Origin of the sequence: Methylophilus sp. 13 (genome assembly GCF_015354335.1) — a bacterium.
Taxonomy (GTDB): Bacteria; Pseudomonadota; Gammaproteobacteria; order Burkholderiales; family Methylophilaceae; genus Methylophilus; species Methylophilus glucosoxydans.
Window position 1 is genome coordinate 680840 of record NZ_JADKYR010000001.1, and the last position, 17997, is coordinate 698836.

General features: G+C 54.4%; 14 protein-coding genes. All 14 read left to right on the forward strand.

Going from position 1 to position 17997, the window contains the following annotated elements; genetic code table 11:
* The first annotated feature begins 78 nt into the window (after positions 1-78).
* The 14 genes from INP77_RS03070 to INP77_RS03135 all read left to right on the forward strand — a co-directional run bounded on the left by INP77_RS03070 (position 79) and on the right by INP77_RS03135 (position 17973).
* Positions 79-1245, forward strand: a complete 1167-nt coding sequence (locus tag INP77_RS03070) for a transporter substrate-binding domain-containing protein (RefSeq protein WP_194747219.1) — start codon at positions 79-81, stop codon at positions 1243-1245.
* Positions 1238-1909 carry an ANTAR domain-containing response regulator gene (locus INP77_RS03075; RefSeq protein ID WP_194747220.1) on the forward strand — a complete coding sequence of 224 codons (672 nt, stop codon included), beginning with the start codon at positions 1238-1240 and terminating at the stop codon, positions 1907-1909. Before INP77_RS03070 ends, INP77_RS03075 begins: the two co-directional genes overlap by 8 nt.
* A 62-nt stretch (positions 1910-1971) precedes the next feature.
* Positions 1972-3249, forward strand: coding sequence for a nitrate regulatory protein (locus INP77_RS03080; RefSeq protein WP_194747221.1), 1278 nt, complete (start codon positions 1972-1974; stop codon positions 3247-3249).
* A gap of 348 nt (positions 3250-3597) precedes the next feature.
* Positions 3598-4407, forward strand: a complete 810-nt coding sequence (locus INP77_RS03085; RefSeq protein WP_194747222.1) for a formate/nitrite transporter family protein — start codon at positions 3598-3600, stop codon at positions 4405-4407.
* 62 nt (positions 4408-4469) lie between these two features.
* A complete protein-coding gene (gene cynS / locus INP77_RS03090) occupies positions 4470-4913 on the forward strand; it encodes a cyanase (RefSeq protein WP_194747223.1) in 444 nt (147 codons plus the stop codon).
* A gap of 5 nt (positions 4914-4918) precedes the next feature.
* Positions 4919-6709 carry a bifunctional protein-serine/threonine kinase/phosphatase gene (locus INP77_RS03095; RefSeq protein ID WP_194747224.1) on the forward strand — a complete coding sequence of 597 codons (1791 nt, stop codon included), beginning with the start codon at positions 4919-4921 and terminating at the stop codon, positions 6707-6709.
* 344 nt (positions 6710-7053) lie between these two features.
* Entirely contained in the window at positions 7054-8355 is a 1302-nt protein-coding gene (locus tag INP77_RS03100; RefSeq protein WP_194747225.1) for a CmpA/NrtA family ABC transporter substrate-binding protein, read from the forward strand.
* A 20-nt stretch (positions 8356-8375) separates the two neighbouring features.
* Positions 8376-9311 carry a nitrate ABC transporter permease gene (gene ntrB / locus INP77_RS03105; protein WP_194747226.1) on the forward strand — a complete coding sequence of 312 codons (936 nt, stop codon included), beginning with the start codon at positions 8376-8378 and terminating at the stop codon, positions 9309-9311.
* Between the two features lie 36 nt (positions 9312-9347).
* Positions 9348-10157 (forward strand): ABC transporter ATP-binding protein, encoded by an 810-nt coding sequence (locus INP77_RS03110; protein ID WP_194747227.1) that lies wholly within the window; start codon positions 9348-9350, stop codon positions 10155-10157.
* A 100-nt stretch (positions 10158-10257) separates the two neighbouring features.
* Complete coding sequence (locus tag INP77_RS03115) at positions 10258-11688, forward strand: alginate export family protein (protein ID WP_194747228.1); 1431 nt, start codon at positions 10258-10260, stop codon at positions 11686-11688.
* Between the two features lie 34 nt (positions 11689-11722).
* On the forward strand, positions 11723-12505 hold the full coding sequence (gene cobA / locus INP77_RS03120; protein WP_194747229.1) for a uroporphyrinogen-III C-methyltransferase: 783 nt from the start codon (positions 11723-11725) through the stop codon (positions 12503-12505).
* Between the two features lie 20 nt (positions 12506-12525).
* On the forward strand, positions 12526-14952 hold the full coding sequence (gene nirB, locus INP77_RS03125; RefSeq protein ID WP_194747230.1) for a nitrite reductase large subunit NirB: 2427 nt from the start codon (positions 12526-12528) through the stop codon (positions 14950-14952).
* Between the two features lie 66 nt (positions 14953-15018).
* Entirely contained in the window at positions 15019-16230 is a 1212-nt protein-coding gene (locus INP77_RS03130; RefSeq protein ID WP_194747231.1) for a NarK/NasA family nitrate transporter, read from the forward strand.
* Positions 16231-16284: 54 nt separating this feature from the next.
* Positions 16285-17973, forward strand: a complete 1689-nt coding sequence (locus INP77_RS03135) for a bifunctional protein-serine/threonine kinase/phosphatase (protein ID WP_194747232.1) — start codon at positions 16285-16287, stop codon at positions 17971-17973.
* The last annotated feature ends 24 nt before the right edge of the window (positions 17974-17997 follow it).

The window sequence follows — 17997 nt, forward strand, 5'->3', positions numbered from 1 at the left end:
CGAGATCACACTAGAGTTGATCGCCTCAATGCAACACAATGGCTCCGGCCCGGCCGGAGCCCCTGATGAAAGCATCTCATGGCAAACACTGACCCGATCCCGGTCGGCGTGCTGTTTTCCACCAGCGGCGCCACGGCGACCATAGAACGCTCACAGGCATTTGCCACTTTCTTTGCCATCGCAGAAATCAATGCCGCGGGCGGCATCGCTGGTCGTGAACTGGTGCCCGTCCACTATGATCCGCAGGGCATGCCGCAACAATACCAGTTACTGGCCGAGCGCATGATTCGCGAAGATGGCGTCAATGTGATCTTTGGCTGCTATATGTCCAGCACGCGCAAAGCCGTGATTCCGGTGGTGGAAAAATGGCGCAGGCTGCTGTTTTACCCCACGCCTTACGAGGGCTTTGAATTCTCGCCGCATGTGATTTATACAGGTGCGGCGCCTAACCAGAACAGTGCACAACTGGCTGACTATATGACGCGGCATTTTGGCGCGCGCGTCTACATGATAGGCTGCGACTACATTTACCCGTATGAGTCCAACCGCATCATGAGTGACTTTATCCTTGAAGTCCCGGGCGGCAAAAAACTGGCCGAGCGCTACGTGCCGCTGACGGCGACAGAAAAAGATTTTTTAGCGGTGGTGCGTGACATCAAGGCCAAGTCGCCAGACTTTGTGTTTTCTACCGTGGTGGGGCAAGCCACCCGCCTGTTGTACCAGGCTTATGCCGAGATCGGCATGGATGCCCAGCACACCCCGATTGCCAGCCTGACCACCTCTGAAGCAGAGGTGGCAGAAATCGGCGGCGGTGCGGCCCAGGGCCACATCACGTCTGCGCCCTATTTTCAAAGCATTGCCAGTACCGAGAACCAGGCCTGCATCACTCGCTTCAGGCAGCAGTATGGCAACGAGATTGCGCCTAATATGGCCTGGGAAGCAGCATATTTTCAAACCCACCTGTTTGCCGAAGCGATGCGCGCGGCAGGGAGCGACCAATATGATGCCCTGTTGCCACAGCTACTGGGCCGAGCCTTTGACGCGCCGCAAGGCCGTATTGCCATTGATGCCGGCAACCACCATACCCGGCTACACCCGCGCATTGCACGCGTCAATGCGGCTGGCCAGTTCGAGATCATCGCTGGTGGCGGTGCCGCAGCGGTGATCCCCGACCCTTATCTGGTGACGCACCCAGGCGCCAGCTGGAACAACCTGCCTGATGCGGCGGAGTATCGCGTTGGCTGAGTCACCCGCCGCCCCTCACCCTGGTCAGCGCCAGGCCAAGCAGGCGCAGGCGCCGCGCTCCACGCTGGAGCTGTTCCGCCATTTGCGCCATGCCTGCATCACGATTTTTCATCCTGAGGACGAAAACCGCGAGGTATTGACACAGCAACTGCACCGGATTGGCTGCCAGACGGTCGCGCTATGGCCGCCGGTGGCTGAGCTACCCGCGCAAACCGAGCTGGTGATTTTTCTGCTAGATGCCCAAGCCAGCGCGAAAAAGAAACTGCCGTGGCTGACACCAGAGTCGGCGATCCCGCTGATTGGAGTGCTGGATTATGAAAACCCGACCACGCTGGAGACCGCCACTGCGCTGGGTTGCCATGGCATGCTGGTAAGGCCTCTGCAAGCCAAAGGCTTGCTCTCCACCCTCATCCTGACCATGCATCATTGCCAGCAATTAAAAACCTTGCGCAAACGTAACCAGCGCCTGGAAGAAAAACTGCAGGCGGCAGGCGAAATCAGTGCGGCACAAGCCATGTTGGCGCATGCGCGCGGAATCAGTGCAACCGAGGCTTACAAAGTCCTGCGCGAGCAGGCCATGCTCAAACGCGTGACGGTGGAAGACATTGCACGTGCACTGTTGCAAACCGACGGTCTATTGTCCAATCCAGCCAAACCCCGTTAGAATGCTCGCCCTTGCCAAGCGCATCGATTCTCCTGCGCACAGTTTTTGCTTGAACAAGTCCGATGATGACCGACATTTCCCCCGCACAAACCATTACCCTGGCTAAAATCAGACATATCGAGGAGCTGGAGCGCCTGGATAGCTCAATTACTTTTGTCGAAAGAATTGGGCAGCTCATTCATCAAATTCAGGCTGAACGTGGTGCCAGCTGTCTTTATTTAGCGTCTTCCGGCAAACGCTTCTCGCAGGCACGTGCGGATATCGTCGTGCAAAATCAGCAAATTGAAACCGATTTCAGGCAAGCCTTGCAACAATATCTGGACCGCCATGCGCTGACCGATGCCAAACAGTTGACGCTCATCTCTTGGATTTTGCTGGGTTTGGACCAGCTTAAAAACTTACGTCATCAAATTACGCTACTCAAGATCTCATTTGCGGATTGCATAGAGTCTTATAACCGCTTTATACAAAGCTTGATCTCGCTGATTTTCGAGATCACGGACAGCTCGGTCAACAGCAAGGTCTCCACCAGCTTGCTGACGCTCTACAACCTGGTGCAAGCCAAGGAGTTTGCCGGTCAGGAGCGTGCAGTCGGCTCTTATTTATTTGGCTCAGGCAGCATGCAAAGCGAGCATCAGCAAAAACTGCTGGAATTGATCACACAGCAAAATCGCCATTTTGAACTGTTCAGCCAGTTTGGCGCCCAGGAGCTACAGCAGGCATGGGCGGTCCTGCAAAGCTCACGCCTACAACAGCAGCATGAGCACTTGCGTCACCAGCTGACGGTGGCCAAAGATCAGCAAACGCTCAATACCAGCGCCAGTGATACCTGGTTTGCGTTGTGCAGTGAGCGCCTGAGTGAAATCTGGCTAATTCAATGCCAGCTGGTGCAATCCATGCACCGCATGCTGGCAGAACTTTCTGCCCATGCGAAAAAAGACCTGGCACAAACAAAGCAATATTTGGATGCCATGACGCAAAGCGCTGATCCCAATCATCCCCTGGATAGTAGTTTCTTCAACCTGTCGATTCCGGTCGAGAGTGCGCTGCAATTTCAGGCAAATGAAGCTAGGCATACGGCACCCGTGACTTCTATCATGCAGTTGCTGCAACAGCAATCGCAACAGATTGCCGAGATGGAAGTCACCTTGGCCGATACTAAAAAAGCCTTGTCAGAGCGCAAAGTGATCGAACGCGCCAAAGGCCTGCTAATGCGCAAGTTTGATATTGATGAAATGGAAGCCTACAAACAGTTGCGCAGTACGGCCATGACTCAAAACCGCAAAATTGTGGATATCGCGGAAAACATTCTCGCACAGACACATTTTTCCCGCGATTAACCGCTCAGGATCGGGCATGCGCACCATGCCTGTGCATATACGCGGTGTATATCTACACCTATAAAACCGTAAAATATGGACAAAAACAGCATTAAAACAAAGTGTTATTCGCAATATTAATACATGGCATAACAATTGCTATCAATCAATTAACGCGATTCCAATGGCGGAAGCGCGGGTATAAATAGGTGGTCCCCTGGCTTGTGTTTGAATCCTGGTGATTTGAATACAGCGGGTACCAACCAATTCAGCAATCTGGACAAAGGCGTCCTGACAGTAGACTCAAGCGGGTTGACTGTCAGGACGCCTTTTTGTTTTGGACTCATCCAAGAAAGTAAGAGGTATGCAATGTCTTATCTAGCCCCCGCCGAATTTGTCTCTAAGATGGTAGACGCCGGTGAATCAAAAATTTATATGGCCACGCGTGACACCGTGATTCGCGCCTATATGGCGGGTGCCATTCTGGCGCTGGCCGCTGTGTTTGCAGTGAGTATTGCCTTGGCGACAGAATCTCCTCTGGTAGGAGCTGTCATGTTTCCGGTGGGCTTCAGCATGCTCTACCTGATGGGATTTGACTTGCTGACCGGCGTTTTCATGCTGACTCCGCTGGCCTGGCTGGACAAACGCCCCGGCGTGACCTGGCCGCAAATCCTGCGTAACTGGGGTCTGGTATTTATTGGCAATTTTGCTGGCGCGCTCACGGTGGCCGGGATGATGGCTTTTATCTTCACCTATGGCTTTAATACCGATGGCGGCGCCATCGCCACCAAAGTCGCCGGTATAGGCGAGGCCAGAACACTGGGCTACGCCAAATATGGCCTGGATGGCTGGATCACCATTTTTATCCGTGGCATGTTGTGCAACTGGATGGTGTCGCTGGGCGTGGTGGGGGCCATGATTTCAACCAACGTCAGCGGCAAGGTGATCGCCATGTGGATGCCAATCTTTTTGTTCTTTTTCATGGGCTTTGAGCACTCGGTCGTCAATATGTTTCTGTTTCCATTTGCTTTGATCATGGGCGGCAATTTTTCGATTGCAGACTATCTGGTATGGAATGAAATCCCGACTGCGCTTGGCAATCTGGTGGGCGGCCTGGCCTTTACCGGCCTGACGCTGTATACCACCCATGTGCGCACACAACCCAAACGTAAACTGTAAACAATGCTCGCCTGCTCGTCGTGGCAGTGAGCCCGTCCCACACGATATCAATGGAGTTAATCATGACAAGAGATGAAGTCACAGAACTGATAGTGTTACAAAAAAATGCCTTGCAACTGTCCTGGAAAACACTTGCTGAGGCCATTGGTTTGAGCAAGGAATGGACAACGGCCGCCCTACTTGGCCAAATGACCCTCTCTGCCGAACAAGCCAATACCTTGGGAAAACTGCTACAACTGCCTGGAGAAGCCATAAGCCAACTACAAGTGGTACCTTATAAAGGATCGTTACCCACTGCGGTGCCCTCCGATCCATTAATTTATCGCTTTTACGAACTGATCAGCGTCTACGGCACCACATTTAAGGCCTTGATTCACGAAGAGTTTGGCGATGGCATCATGAGCGCCATTGACTTTAATATGGATTTGCAACGCGAAGCCGACCCTAAAGGCGATCGCGTCAAAATCACCATGAGCGGCAAGTTCCTGCCTTACAAGTCTTACTAAACGGCATGCCTGCCTCTTTGCAGATAGAAAGCGGCGCCTGCTCCGAGGCCGGACGCAAACCAGTCAATCAGGATGCGTTCGGCCTCACCACACAAGACAGCCCGCCTGCTACTGGCAAAGGTTGGGTATTTGCCATTGCCGATGGCATCAGTAGCAGCGATGTCAGCGACCAGGCTAGTACGCTGGCCATTCAGCAGTTTATACAAGATTACGCGCTCACCCCTGTAGAATGGTCAGTCAAGTCTGGTGGGTTGCAAGTCTTACGCAGTATTAATGCCACACTCAATGCGCAGACGTTTCGCAGCCCTTATCGTTTTGACAAAAACAGAGGCTACGTCTGTACCTTTAGCGCCCTGATCATTAAATCACGGGCTATCCATGTATTTCATCTGGGCGATACGCGCATTTACCGTCTCCGTGACCAGCAATTGCAATGCCTGACCGAAGACCACCGTTTCTGGGTCGATGATCAACATAGCTATCTGGCACGCGCCCTGGGCATGAGCCCGCAACCAGAAATTGATTATCACAGCGAGGCCGCGGAAGCAGGCGATGTTTATTTATTGATGTCTGATGGCGTATTTGAACACCTGACCTCAGAAGAAATCTTGCAGGATATCCAAACCGCCAGCGACCTCAATCGTCTCTGCCAGCACTGGGTTAAACTCGCGCATGCACGCGGTAGCGAGGATAACCTGACAGCACTGGCGGTGCGCTTGTTACAACTGCCCGACCATGACATGGCCTCGCTGACACAAAGCATGCAGGCACTCCCCTTTGCCCCGGCCATAGAAGAAGGTAAGCCGTTTGATGGTTACCATATTTTGCGTTGCCTGCATCATAGCCACCGCAGCCATGTTTACCTGGCACGTGACCTGCAAACGGGCACCCAGGTTGCCCTCAAAGTCCCATCGGTGGACCTGTCCGCCGATGCACAGGCACTGGAACGTTTTTACCTCGAAGAATGGGTGGCCAGGCGCATCAGCCATCGCCATATATTACGGCCGTATACGTCAGCTTCTCCGCGCAAGTTTTTATATAGTGTGATGCACTATGTGCCGGGGCAAACCTTACAACAATGGCTGCTGGATCACCCGCAACCATCCCTAGAGACCGTCCGCCAACTGGTGGAACAGATCACCAGCGCCCTGGAAGCCTTTCATCGACTGGAGATGGTCTACCGCGACTTGCAGCCGCAAAATATCCTGGTCGATACCGATGGCCAGATCACCTTGATTGATTTTGGGGCCGTGAGCGTGGCTGGTCTCGAAGAAATGAGCGAGCTAGAAAGCACGGTAACCTTGCCTGGCACGCTGCAATACTCGGCGCCAGAACAGTTTCTGGGATGGCCAGCAACGCCACAATCGGATATTTATGCCTTGGGGGTGATCACTTACCAGTGCCTCACAGGCAAACTGCCCTATGGGACAGAGGTCGCGAAGGTAAAACATCCGCAACACCTGTCACGTTTGTATTACCGGGAGATTCGCTATACACAACCGGCGTTTCCGGCCTGGGTCGACGCCGCCATCGCCCGTGCCGTGCACCCGCAGGCAGAAAAACGTTATGCGCAGGCCTCTGAATTCTTATTTGACCTGCGTAAACCGAATGCAGCCTTTCTGCGTCATGCCCATCCGCCTTTGCTGGAACGTCATCCGCTGGCCTTTTGGCGTGGCTTAAGTCTATTACTGGCGTGTATGGTCATCCTGTTGCTCGGGCTCCTCGCACACCAGCCCAAGTCATGCGCCAATGTTGAGCAGTTCGCACGAAAGCAGTGCAACTATGCCCGGCAATAATATGCCCCTTTACAAAAGAAACTAATATTTTCATTAAAATTCAATCACTTAAAAATAAAATAAAGTTGGCATGCCGTTTGCTAGTGCTTATCTAAGAGCAAGCTGGATCAACGGCGATCCTGTCAAATATGCTCCGTGGCAAATGCCTGATATCAGGTAATTTGCCTAACAACTGAGTTATACCCGTTATTAAATTAATGTAAGTACCGCAGCCTTTTAGCAAAAGGGCTTGCAAGCAAAAGGACAAAGGCGTCCTGAGTGTAGACCACGGTCTGCATTCAGGACGCCTTTTTTGTTTTGTATTTTCCGAACCCCTTTTTCGAATCAAATCTCAAGGAGCCGACATGAGCAGTTCTGACAAAAAAAATGTATCCCCCGCCGAGGCAACGCCGGTTGACCAGGTGAACCAGCAACGCCGCCATTTCTTTATGAATACGCTAGCAGGCGCATTTGGTGCCGCCGCCATGATGAACATGGTGCCTTCTGCGATCCGCAGCCAGGCATGGGCTGCAGGCTCTGATGCCCCGGAAATCACGGAAGTCAAAGTAGGTTTTATCCCATTGACGGACTGTGCACCGATTATCGTGGCTGCCCAGATGGGGTTTGATAAAAAATACGGTATCAAGATTGTGCCTTCTAAAGAGGCCTCCTGGGCGGGTGTCCGCGACAAATTGGCCAATGGCGAGTTACATGCTGCGCATGTGTTGTATGGTCTGATCTATGGCGTACAACTAGGCATTGGCGGCCAGCAAAAAGACATGAACGTGCTGATGACGCTGAACAACAACGGCCAGGGCATCACGCTGGCTAACCAGCTTAAGGAAAAAGGCGTCACCAGTGGCGCCACGCTGAAACGTTTGCTGGATAACGAAAACCGCGACTTTACCTTCGCCCAGACCTTCCCCACCGGCACGCACGCCATGTGGTTGTACTACTGGCTGGCGACCTATGGCATCAATCCAATGCAGGACGTAAAAACCATCGTCGTACCGCCGCCACAAATGGTCGCCAACATGCGGATTGGCAATATGGATGGCTACTGCGTGGGCGAACCCTGGAACGCACGTGCCATTTACGACAAGATTGGCTACACCGTCGCCACCTCACAAGATATCTGGGTAGACCACCCGGAAAAAGTGTTGGGCACCACCGCTGACTTTATCGCCAAGAACCCGAATACCGCGCTGGCGTTAACCAAAGCCATCCTCGAAGCCTCACGCTACATTGATGCAACCAAAAATCGTGCCGAAGTGGCCAAGTTGATCGCAGGCAAAGCCTATGTCAATGCGCCAGAAGAAGTGATTGAAGGTCGCTTCCTCGGCCACTACGACAATGGTATCGGCAAAAAATGGGAAGACCCCAACTATATGAAGTTCTTCAATGACGGCAAGGTCAGCTTCCCTTACCTGTCAGATGGCATGTGGTTCCTGACCCAACACAAACGCTGGGGCTTGCTCAAGTCTGACCCGGATTACCTCGGCGTGGCGAAAAAGGTGAACCGCATTGATATTTATACCGAAGCCGCCAAATCTCTGGGCATTAGCGTGCCGACAGACGTGATGCGTAGCAGCAAGCTGATTGACGGCGTGGTCTGGGATGGTAAAGACCCTAAAGCTTATGCCAACAGCTTCAAGGTTAAAGCGTAATTCTTTCAAGGAGAGTCACCATGAGTGTCGTCAGCTTTAACAAGGAAAAAATCATGCAAAACAGTGAGCAGGCTGCCAAAGCAATGCCAGCCAAGCAAGCAAAACCGGTTGTCGCGGTGGTGAGCCCTCTCTCGGCCACCGCAACAGCAGCCACCCCGGCAAGCAAAAAAGCCGGGGCATGGGCGGCAATGGCCAAACGTGTCTTTGAAGGACTGTTGCCGCCTGTGATTGGCTTGCTGATCTTTGGCGCCATCTGGTCTACCGTGGCCGCCCTGACTCAGGGTTTGCCAGGACCGGTGCAGACCTGGCATTCGGCGGTGGAGCTGTTTAGCGACCCGTTTTATATCAACAACCCGAATGACATGGGCATCGGCTGGAACATCCTGAACTCGCTCAAACGCGTCGCCACAGGCTTTGCGCTGGCAGCGATTGTCGGCATCCCCATGGGTTTTATCATCGGCCGCTATGCATTTATGTCAAAAATGGCGGCACCGATTATCAGCCTGCTCAAGCCTGTCTCTCCGCTGGCCTGGCTGCCGATCGGCCTGCTGGTATTCAAAGCGGCCAACCCGGCCGCAATTTGGGTGATTTTCATCACCGCGGTCTGGCCCATGATCATCAACACCGCCGTTGGTGTCAGCAAAGTGCCGCAAGACTATATGAACGTGGCCAAGGTACTGAACCTGTCCGAGTGGAAAGTCATCACCAAAATCCTGCTGCCGTATGTCATGCCTTACATGATGACCGGTGTGCGTCTCTCCATCGGTGCTGCCTGGCTGGTGATTGTGGCGGCAGAAATGCTGACCGGCGGCGTGGGCATTGGCTTCTGGGTGTGGGATGAATGGAACAACCTGAACGTTGAGCACATCATCATCGCGATTTTCATTGTGGGCATCGTCGGCCTGTTGCTGGAACAGTGCCTGGTCATGCTGGCCAAACGCTATAGCTACGAATAACCACGACGCCTGATTGACTGGAAAAGGACTCTGATCATGACCACCGCTGTAAAACAAGACCGCTATGTGTTGATTGAAAACGTCAACATGATTTTCAACACCAAAAAAGGCAGTTTCCAAGCCTTGAAAGACATCAACCTGTCTATCCAGGAAGGTGAATTCATTTCCATCATCGGCCACTCAGGCTGCGGCAAATCGACCGTGCTCAACCTGATTGCCGGCTTGCTGCAACCGACAGACGGCTACCTGTTTTGTGCCGGACGCGAAATTGCCAAACCGGGTCCGGAACGCGCCGTGGTGTTCCAGAACCACTCCTTGCTGCCATGGCTGACCTGTTTTGAAAATGTCTATCTGGCCGTGGAACGTGTGTTTGCTGCCACCGAGAGTAAGCCGCAACTGGCAGAACGTACCCGCGCGGCACTGGAACTGGTGGGCTTGAGCCACGCCATGGAAAAACGCCCGAATGAAATTTCCGGCGGTATGAAACAACGCGTGGGCATTGCCCGTGCCCTGGCCATGGAGCCAAAAGTGCTACTACTGGATGAGCCGTTTGGCGCGCTGGATGCGCTGACCCGTGCCGGCCTGCAAGACGAACTGATGGCCATCATGGCGCGCTCTGGCTGCACCGCCGTCATGGTGACGCACGATGTGGACGAAGCGGTGCTGCTGTCTGACCGCATTGTCATGATGACCAACGGCCCGGCAGCCACCATCGGTGAAATCCTGGCGGTCGATTTACCCCGTCCGCGCAAACGCCTGGAGCTGGTGGAAGACCCAGCGTATACGCATCTGCGCAGCGAAGTTTTGAAGTTTCTGTATGAGCGGCACGCCAAAAAGGCGGCCTAAGTGAAAGGTGCTGGCAGGCGGCCACCTGTCAGCACCACTTGCTTTTCAAAAGCAACCCTCATCCAAGCAAGGTTACCCCAATAGAGAAAAGGAGCAACACATGAACGCTAACCTACACCCACGCTTGCGTCAAGTTTCCGCAGCCATCTTGCTGGCGGCACTTGGCTCCCCTGCAATGGCAGAAGAAGAAGTTCTGCCTGAATACACTTTTATGGACGCGATTAAAACCGGTAAAAATCTGACCAGTTTCAGACTACGTTATGAGTATGTCGATCAGGATGGCTTACAGCCGGCCACTTTTGCCAACGGCAGCCCTAACCCGACTGCCAATCAAGCCCTGGACAACGCCAACGCCATGACGATGCGCAGCCTGGTTGGCTGGCAAACGGCCCCGTACCACAACTGGAGTTTTGCCGCGCAACTTACCAACGTCAGCAAACTGCAAGATGATTTCAACGATGGCACTAACCCAGTGCGTGTCAATGGCGCCTCTAATGAGAGCGACAAGATTAATTACGCCAAAGTAGTGGATCCTGACTATACCGATGTGAACCAGCTGTTTGTAGACTGGACCGGCATTAAAAATACCAAGGTGCGTTTAGGACGACAAATTGTCAACCTGGACAATGTGCGTTTTATTGGGGATATTGCTTTCCGACAAAATACACAGGTCTTTGATGGTCTGTCCATCTTGAACAAGTCAATTCCAGATACTGAAATTTTCTATGCTCACTTTGACCGTGTCCGCCAGATTTTCACGACGCACAGAAGCGGCGACCTCGACATTTTGAACACCAGATACCGTATATCCCCGACCGAATTTCTGGTTGGCTACGCTTACCTGAGCGACTTTGACAATCTGGGCTTTGGCAATGCCTGGTTTGGCACCGGAACAGCCAATTATGCCGCCAGCCAGTCCAACAAAACGTTTGGCGTACGCCTCGATGGCACACATCCATTCACCCCGAACTACCGCGCGCACTACACTGCCGAATATGCCAAACAGGATAATTACCGGGGTGGTGATAGCCGCATTGATGCGCATTACTACAAGCTGGGCGGTGGCTTCGGGATTGATAACTTCAATATGCGTGTCGATCAGGAATTGCTCTCCAGCAACAACAATACTTTCGCGTTCCAGACTCCTTTTGGTACCAACCACCTGTTTCAAGGTTGGGTAGACAAGTTTCTGGTCACCCCACGTGAGGGCATTAAAGATACCTTTGTCACAGCCACTTACCGTTACGGCGACTTTCTGTTCTTTGCCGATTACCACGTGATTGACTCTGACAATGACTTTTATACCGTGGGCAGCGGCACCAACCGTAATGGCAGCCGTTACGGCACGGAATGGAATGCCGCCGTCACCTGGAATATCGATAAAAACTGGATGACCAAGTTTGAATACGGAAAATTCAGTGAAGGTGACCAGTTTGGACTTGGGCCGAATACCACCAGCAATGCTGCTGGCACACGTGGCCGTTTCCGTGATACCGAAAAACTGTGGCTGACCGCCATGTATACGTTCTAAACGGACGTCTCGTCTGTAAGCAAAGGAGCCCCTCATGTCAGCAAGCAAAGTGTATTTAATCGGTGCCGGTCCTGGCGACCCTGAGCTCATCACGCTCAAGGCGGTCAAGGCCTTGCAGCTGGCAGAGGTGGTGCTGGTCGATGACCTGGTTAACCCGGAACTGCTCAAGCATTGCCCGCAGGCGCGTATTGTGCCGGTGGGCAAGCGCGGCGGTTGCAAGTCTACGCCACAGCATTTTATTCACCGCATGATGATTGCCTTGGCCGAGCAAGGCCAAACCGTGGCTCGCCTGAAAGGCGGTGACCCGTTTGTGTTTGGCCGTGGTGGCGAAGAAATGCTGGCACTGCGTGCCGCCAATATTGACTACGAAATCATTCCGGGCATGACCAGTGGCCTTGCCAGTTGCGCCAGCATGGAGGTACCAGTGACCCACCGTGCCTACAACCATGGCGTGACGCTGGTCACCGGCCATACCAAAGATGGCGGCCCCCTGCCCTGGCAGGCGCTGGTGGCCAGCCATACCACGCTGGTCATTTACATGGGCATGCAGCATCTGGCTGAAATCTGCCGTGAACTGATTGCTGCAGGCATGCCCACAGACATGCCCTGTATGGTGGTGGAGAACGGCACACGCGCCGAACAGCGTGGCCTGACCTCAACGCTGCAAGCCATGCCTTACCTGGCCCATCAGCAAAGTCTTAAAAGTCCGTCCATTATTGTGGTCGGCGAAGTGGTGAAATTAGCCAGAAACAGCCAACAGGAACAAGATTGGCAACAAAACCTGCAACACTGGCTCAGCATCGGCGATGCAGCATAAGCGCTGAAAGGAGTGATTCAATGATAAAACAGAAACTGGTGGTGGTCGGCAACGGCATGGCTGGCATGCGGACGGTGGAAGAGCTGCTCAAGATTGCGCCGGACATGTACGACATTACCGTGTTTGGCGATGAGCCTTATCCCAACTATAACCGCATCATGTTGTCGCCCGTACTGGCCAACGAGCAGACCATCGATGACATTATCCTCAATAGCCGCGAATGGTATGCCGAACACAACATTACCTTGCATACCAGCGCCCGTGTCAACAAGATAGACCGCAAGGCCCGCACCGTGACCGCCGACAACGGCCTCACGGTCGAATATGACCGCCTGTTGCTGGCAACCGGCTCCAAGCCGTTCATCTTGCCGATTGCAGGTGCAGACTTGCAGGGTGTGCTGGGCTACCGCGATATCAAAGACACCAACGACATGATCGCTGCGGCCAAAATCTACAAGCATGCAGTGGTCATTGGCGGCGGCTTGCTGGGCCTTGAGGCCGCCAATGGCCTCAAGGTGCAAGGCATGGACGTCACAGTGGTGCACAAAAACGAATGGCTGCTGGAACGCCAGCTCGACAAGACCGCAGGCAAGATGCTGCAAAAATCCCTAGAAACGCGCGGGCTGCAGTTCTTGCTACAAAAAGACACGGAGCAATTGATCGGAAAAGACGGCCGCGTGGTCGCCGTGCGCTTTAAAGATGGCCAGGAAGTGCCTGCAGACCTGGTGGTGATGGCAGTCGGCATCCGCCCCAACTATGCACTGGCCGAATCGGCAGGCATTTATTGCAACCGCGGCATTGTGGTGAGCGACACCATGCAGACCTATGACCCGCGCATTTATGCCGTAGGCGAATGCGTCAACCACCGTGGCATTGCCTATGGCCTGGTGGCCCCCTTATTTGAAATGGCCAAAGTGTGCGCCACACATTTGGCCAACTTCGGCATCGGATTATACAAAGGCTCGGTCACTTCGACAAAATTGAAGGTGACCGGCATAGATTTGTTTTCTGCCGGTGATTTTATGGGCAGTGACGATGCCGAAGAAATTTTACTGCACGACGCGGTCGGCGGGGTATACAAAAAACTCGTGATCAAAGATGACACCATCATCGGTGCCGTGCTGTATGGCGATACGACGGATGGGGCCTGGTATTTCCAGCTGCTGCGCGACAAAAAGCCGATCCACGAAATCCGGGATCACTTAATGTTCGGGCAGGATAGTCTGGGCAATACCGGCCACCAGGGTCAGGACAAGGTGTCTGCCATGACCGACGAAATGGAAGTCTGTGGTTGTAATGGCGTCTGCAAAGGCACCATCGTCAAAGCGATTCAGGCACAAGGCCTGTTCACACTGGATGACGTCAAAAAACACACCAAAGCTGGCTCCAGTTGTGGCAGTTGCACTGGCCTGGTTGAGCAGATTCTGGCCTCGACGCTGGGCGGCGGTTATGCGCCTCCTTCGAGCAGCAAAGCCGTGTGTGGCTGCACCGACTTTAACCACGAAGAAGTGCGTGACGAAATCCGCAAACACAAATACCTGAGCATCCCGGCCGCCATGAAGGGCATGGGCTGGAAAACACCGAATGGCTGCGCCACCTGCAGGCCGGCGTTGAATTATTACCTGATTTCCACCTGGCCGCATGAAGCCAAGGATGATCCGCAGTCACGCTTTATCAATGAGCGCGTGCATGCCAATATCCAGAAAGACGGCACTTACTCTGTGGTGCCGCGTATGTACGGCGGTGTCACCTCGCCCGAGCAATTGCGCAGAATTGCCGATGTGGCCGACAAATACAAGGTCCCAATGGTGAAAGTTACTGGCGGTCAGCGCATCGACTTGCTGGGCGTGAAAAAAGAAGACCTGACCGGCATGTGGGCTGACCTGGACATGCCATCCGGCTATGCGTATGGCAAGTCTATACGCACGGTCAAAACCTGTGTTGGCTCGGAGTTCTGCCGTTTTGGTACCCAAAACTCCACCCAACTGGGCATTGATATCGAAAAAGCCTTTGACCATATGTGGGCCCCGCACAAGGTGAAGTTTGCGGTCTCAGGCTGCCCGCGCAACTGTGCCGAATCCGGGATCAAGGACGTCGGCGTGATCGGCGTGGATTCCGGCTGGGAGATTTATGTCGGCGGCAACGGCGGCATCAAGACCGAAGTGGCGCAGTTTCTGTGTAAGGTGAAGACCGCTGAGGAAGTGATTGAATACTCGGGCGCGTTTATCCAGCTCTACCGTGAAGAAGCACGTTATCTGGACCGTACCGTGCACTGGATAGAACGTGTCGGGCTGGATTATGTGAAAAAACGCATTCTTGAAGATGCTGAAGGCCGCAAAGCGGCATATGAGCGTCTGCTGTATGCGCTGCAAGGCGCGGTGGACCCGTGGGCAGAACGCGTCAACCAACGTGATGCCCACAAAGAGTTCGACACAATTACCGTGTAACGACAAATACTGTTTAAATGAAAAGTGGCGTGCCATTCTCCTGATTGCACGCCCGGGAGATAGATGATGCAAAAAAGTTTTTGGGAAGTGGGCCATAAACCCACCCTGTTTTCGGCCTTCTTTTATTTTGACCTGAGCTTTATGGTCTGGGTCATGTTGGGGCCGCTGGCGGTGCAAATCGCCGCCGACCTGCAATTGAATCCGGCACAAAAAGGCCTGATGGTCGCCACCCCGGTACTCACAGGCGCGCTGCTGCGGATAGTCATGGGCGTGCTGGTGGATCAGCTCAAGCCGAAAAAAGCCGGCCTGATTGGTCAGGTGATTGTGATTGGCGCGCTGCTGACAGCCTGGCTGCATGGCATCCATACCTATCAGCAAGCGCTGTTGCTAGGCATGTTTCTGGGCTTCGCCGGTGCTGCATTTGCAGTGGCCTTGCCACTGGCTTCGCGCTGGTATCCACCAGAGCACCAGGGCACCGCGCTGGGCATTGCCGGGGCAGGCAACTCAGGCACGGCCCTGGCGGCCTTGTTCGCCCCTGGGCTGGCCGTGGCCTTTGGCTGGAACAATGTATTTGGCCTGGCACTGATTCCACTGGTGCTGGCGTTGCTGGTCTATGTCACGATGGCCAAAGACGCCCCGGATACGCCTGCGCCAAAATCGCTGTCGCAATACCTGGCCGTACTCAAGGATAAAGATGCCTGGTGGTTTATGTTTTTCTACAGCGTCACCTTTGGCGGTTTTGTGGGTATGGCGTCTTCATTGACTATTTACTTCCACGACCAGTATGGTCTGGATGCGGTGCACGCGGGTTACTTCACCGCAGCCTGTGTCTTTGCCGGCTCGCTGGTGCGCCCCATTGGCGGTTGGTTGGCCGACCGCATCGGCGGCATCCGTTCACTGAGCACCATGTATGTGCTGGCAGCGGTATTCCTGTTTATCCTAAGTTTTGGCATGGCTAGCCAGTCACTAGGCTTGCTGGTAGTAGTGCTCGCCATGGCAGCACTTGGTATGGGCAACGGCGCGGTCTTCCAGCTGGTACCGCAGCGTTTCCGCAAGGAAATCGGCGTCATGACCGGCTTGGTCGGCATGGCCGGGGGCGTTGGTGGCTTTTACCTGGCGTCCAGTTTAGGCTACTCTAAACAAGTGACGGGCAGTTATCAGGTCGGCCTGACCATTTTTGCCGGCTTGGCGATTCTGGCACTGATCGGCCTCTCCCGCGTAAAAAACCGCTGGCGCACCACCTGGGGCGCAGCCACAGTCACCAGCGCCAAAATTTAATGGCACCGGACAACATCCCAGGATTGAAATGTTAGCGTCATCACGGAACCCCGCATGAAATTACGGATCAGCGTCGGCGAAAGCAGCCTCACCGGACCGCGGCCTCGTAACGAGGACTACGTAGGCCTGGTGACGCCTGCCGATGCGCAGCTGGAGATCAAGGGCGCCCTGCTGGCGGTGGCTGATGGCATCAGCGGGGGGGCGGGCGGGGCCGAAGCTGCCGAGATGACGATACGCACGGTGTCGGCAGATTATTACGCCACGCCCGATACCTGGACTATCCAGCATGCGCTGGACAAGGTGGTTCAGGCGGCTAACCGCTGGGTGCTGTCGCAGGCACGCAAACACAGTCAGATGGCCGGCATGGCGACCACGCTGTCCATGCTGGTGCTGCGCGGTCAGCGCTATGTGCTGGCGCATGTCGGCGACACCCGCATCTATCGCCTGCGCGAGCAGTCGCTGCAATGTCTGACCACCGACCATGTCTGGGACCGGCCAGATATGCGGCATGTACTCAAGCGTGCAGTCGGCCTCGATGACCAGTTGAGCGTGGATTATGCCGAAGGCCTGCTGCAAACCGGCGATGTGTATGCCATTGTCAGTGATGGTGTGTGGGCCGCACTGGGCGAGGCCGAGCTGCACAAAATATTGATGCTCTACCATACACCGCAGTTGATGGCCGAACACCTGACCCGGCAAGCGCTGGAACAAGGCGGGCAGGATAACGCCTCTGCCGTGGTGGTGCGTATCGACCAGCTCGGGGAAGACCACCTGACCGACATGCTGGCCGATGCCTTGAGCCTGCCGGTGCCGCCCAAGCTGGCGGTGGGCGACACCCTGGATGGCTTTACCGTCACCCGCGTGTTACATGATGCACGCATCAGCTTGTTATATCAGGTAAAAAATGCCGCTGGGCAATTATTTGTGCTGAAAACCCTGCAACCCGCCCGCGCGGAAGATAAGGCCAGTTGCGAAGCCCTGCTTAATGAAGAGTGGCTGGGCAAGCGCGTGGTGTCGCAATGTGTGCCGCAAATTTTGCCCCTCACGCGTGAACAGCGCACGCATTTGTATTATGTGATGACCTGGCATGAAGGGGCCACCTTGCAGCAACGGCTGGATGCCGGCCATCACTTCACCATCAATGGCGTGGCCAATATCGGCCAGGATCTGTTGCGTGGCTTGAGCATGCTGCACCGGCTCAATATTGTGCACCGCGATATCAAACCGGCCAATATTCATCTGGGTAGCGATACACGGCTGCGCATCCTCGACCTTGGCGTCGCGCTTAACACCACGCTGCCCATGCCCGAGCAGATGGAAAATCCCGGCACGCCCAGCTATATGGCGCCGGAATTGTTTGACGGCAAACTGGCCGACCGCCAGGCGGATATTTATGCCGCAGGGGTGACGCTGTACCACCTGCTGACACGCAAGTATCCTTATGGCGAAATCGAGCCGTTCCAGTCGCCGCGCTTTGGTGAGCCGGTGCGCCCCAGCCGCTACCGCCCCGAGATTCCGGCCTGGCTGGAAAACCTGATTCTGAAAGCGATTGCCCGCAAACCGGAACACCGCTTTGAAACCGCCGAAGAAATGCTGCTGGCGCTAGAGCATGGCGAACTCAGACCCATCTTCATCCCGCGCACGCCGTTGATTGCCCGCGCGCGGCTGGTCAAATGGCAGTGGCTGGCCATCATTTCATTGTGCGTGAATGTGTTATTGATTTATTTGTTAATGGTCTCATAAGCCAGTAACAAATTGGAAAAGAGG

Coding starts and splice junctions, on each gene's coding strand:
- INP77_RS03070 (WP_194747219.1), top strand. CDS start 79: ATGGCAAACACTGACCCGATCCCGGTCGGCGTGCTGTTTTCCACCAGC.
- INP77_RS03080 (WP_194747221.1), top strand. CDS start 1,972: ATGATGACCGACATTTCCCCCGCACAAACCATTACCCTGGCTAAAATC.
- INP77_RS03085 (WP_194747222.1), top strand. CDS start 3,598: ATGTCTTATCTAGCCCCCGCCGAATTTGTCTCTAAGATGGTAGACGCC.
- cynS (WP_194747223.1), top strand. CDS start 4,470: ATGACAAGAGATGAAGTCACAGAACTGATAGTGTTACAAAAAAATGCC.
- INP77_RS03095 (WP_194747224.1), top strand. CDS start 4,919: ATGCCTGCCTCTTTGCAGATAGAAAGCGGCGCCTGCTCCGAGGCCGGA.
- INP77_RS03100 (WP_194747225.1), top strand. CDS start 7,054: ATGAGCAGTTCTGACAAAAAAAATGTATCCCCCGCCGAGGCAACGCCG.
- ntrB (WP_194747226.1), top strand. CDS start 8,376: ATGAGTGTCGTCAGCTTTAACAAGGAAAAAATCATGCAAAACAGTGAG.
- INP77_RS03110 (WP_194747227.1), top strand. CDS start 9,348: ATGACCACCGCTGTAAAACAAGACCGCTATGTGTTGATTGAAAACGTC.
- INP77_RS03115 (WP_194747228.1), top strand. CDS start 10,258: ATGAACGCTAACCTACACCCACGCTTGCGTCAAGTTTCCGCAGCCATC.
- cobA (WP_194747229.1), top strand. CDS start 11,723: ATGTCAGCAAGCAAAGTGTATTTAATCGGTGCCGGTCCTGGCGACCCT.
- nirB (WP_194747230.1), top strand. CDS start 12,526: ATGATAAAACAGAAACTGGTGGTGGTCGGCAACGGCATGGCTGGCATG.
- INP77_RS03130 (WP_194747231.1), top strand. CDS start 15,019: ATGCAAAAAAGTTTTTGGGAAGTGGGCCATAAACCCACCCTGTTTTCG.
- INP77_RS03135 (WP_194747232.1), top strand. CDS start 16,285: ATGAAATTACGGATCAGCGTCGGCGAAAGCAGCCTCACCGGACCGCGG.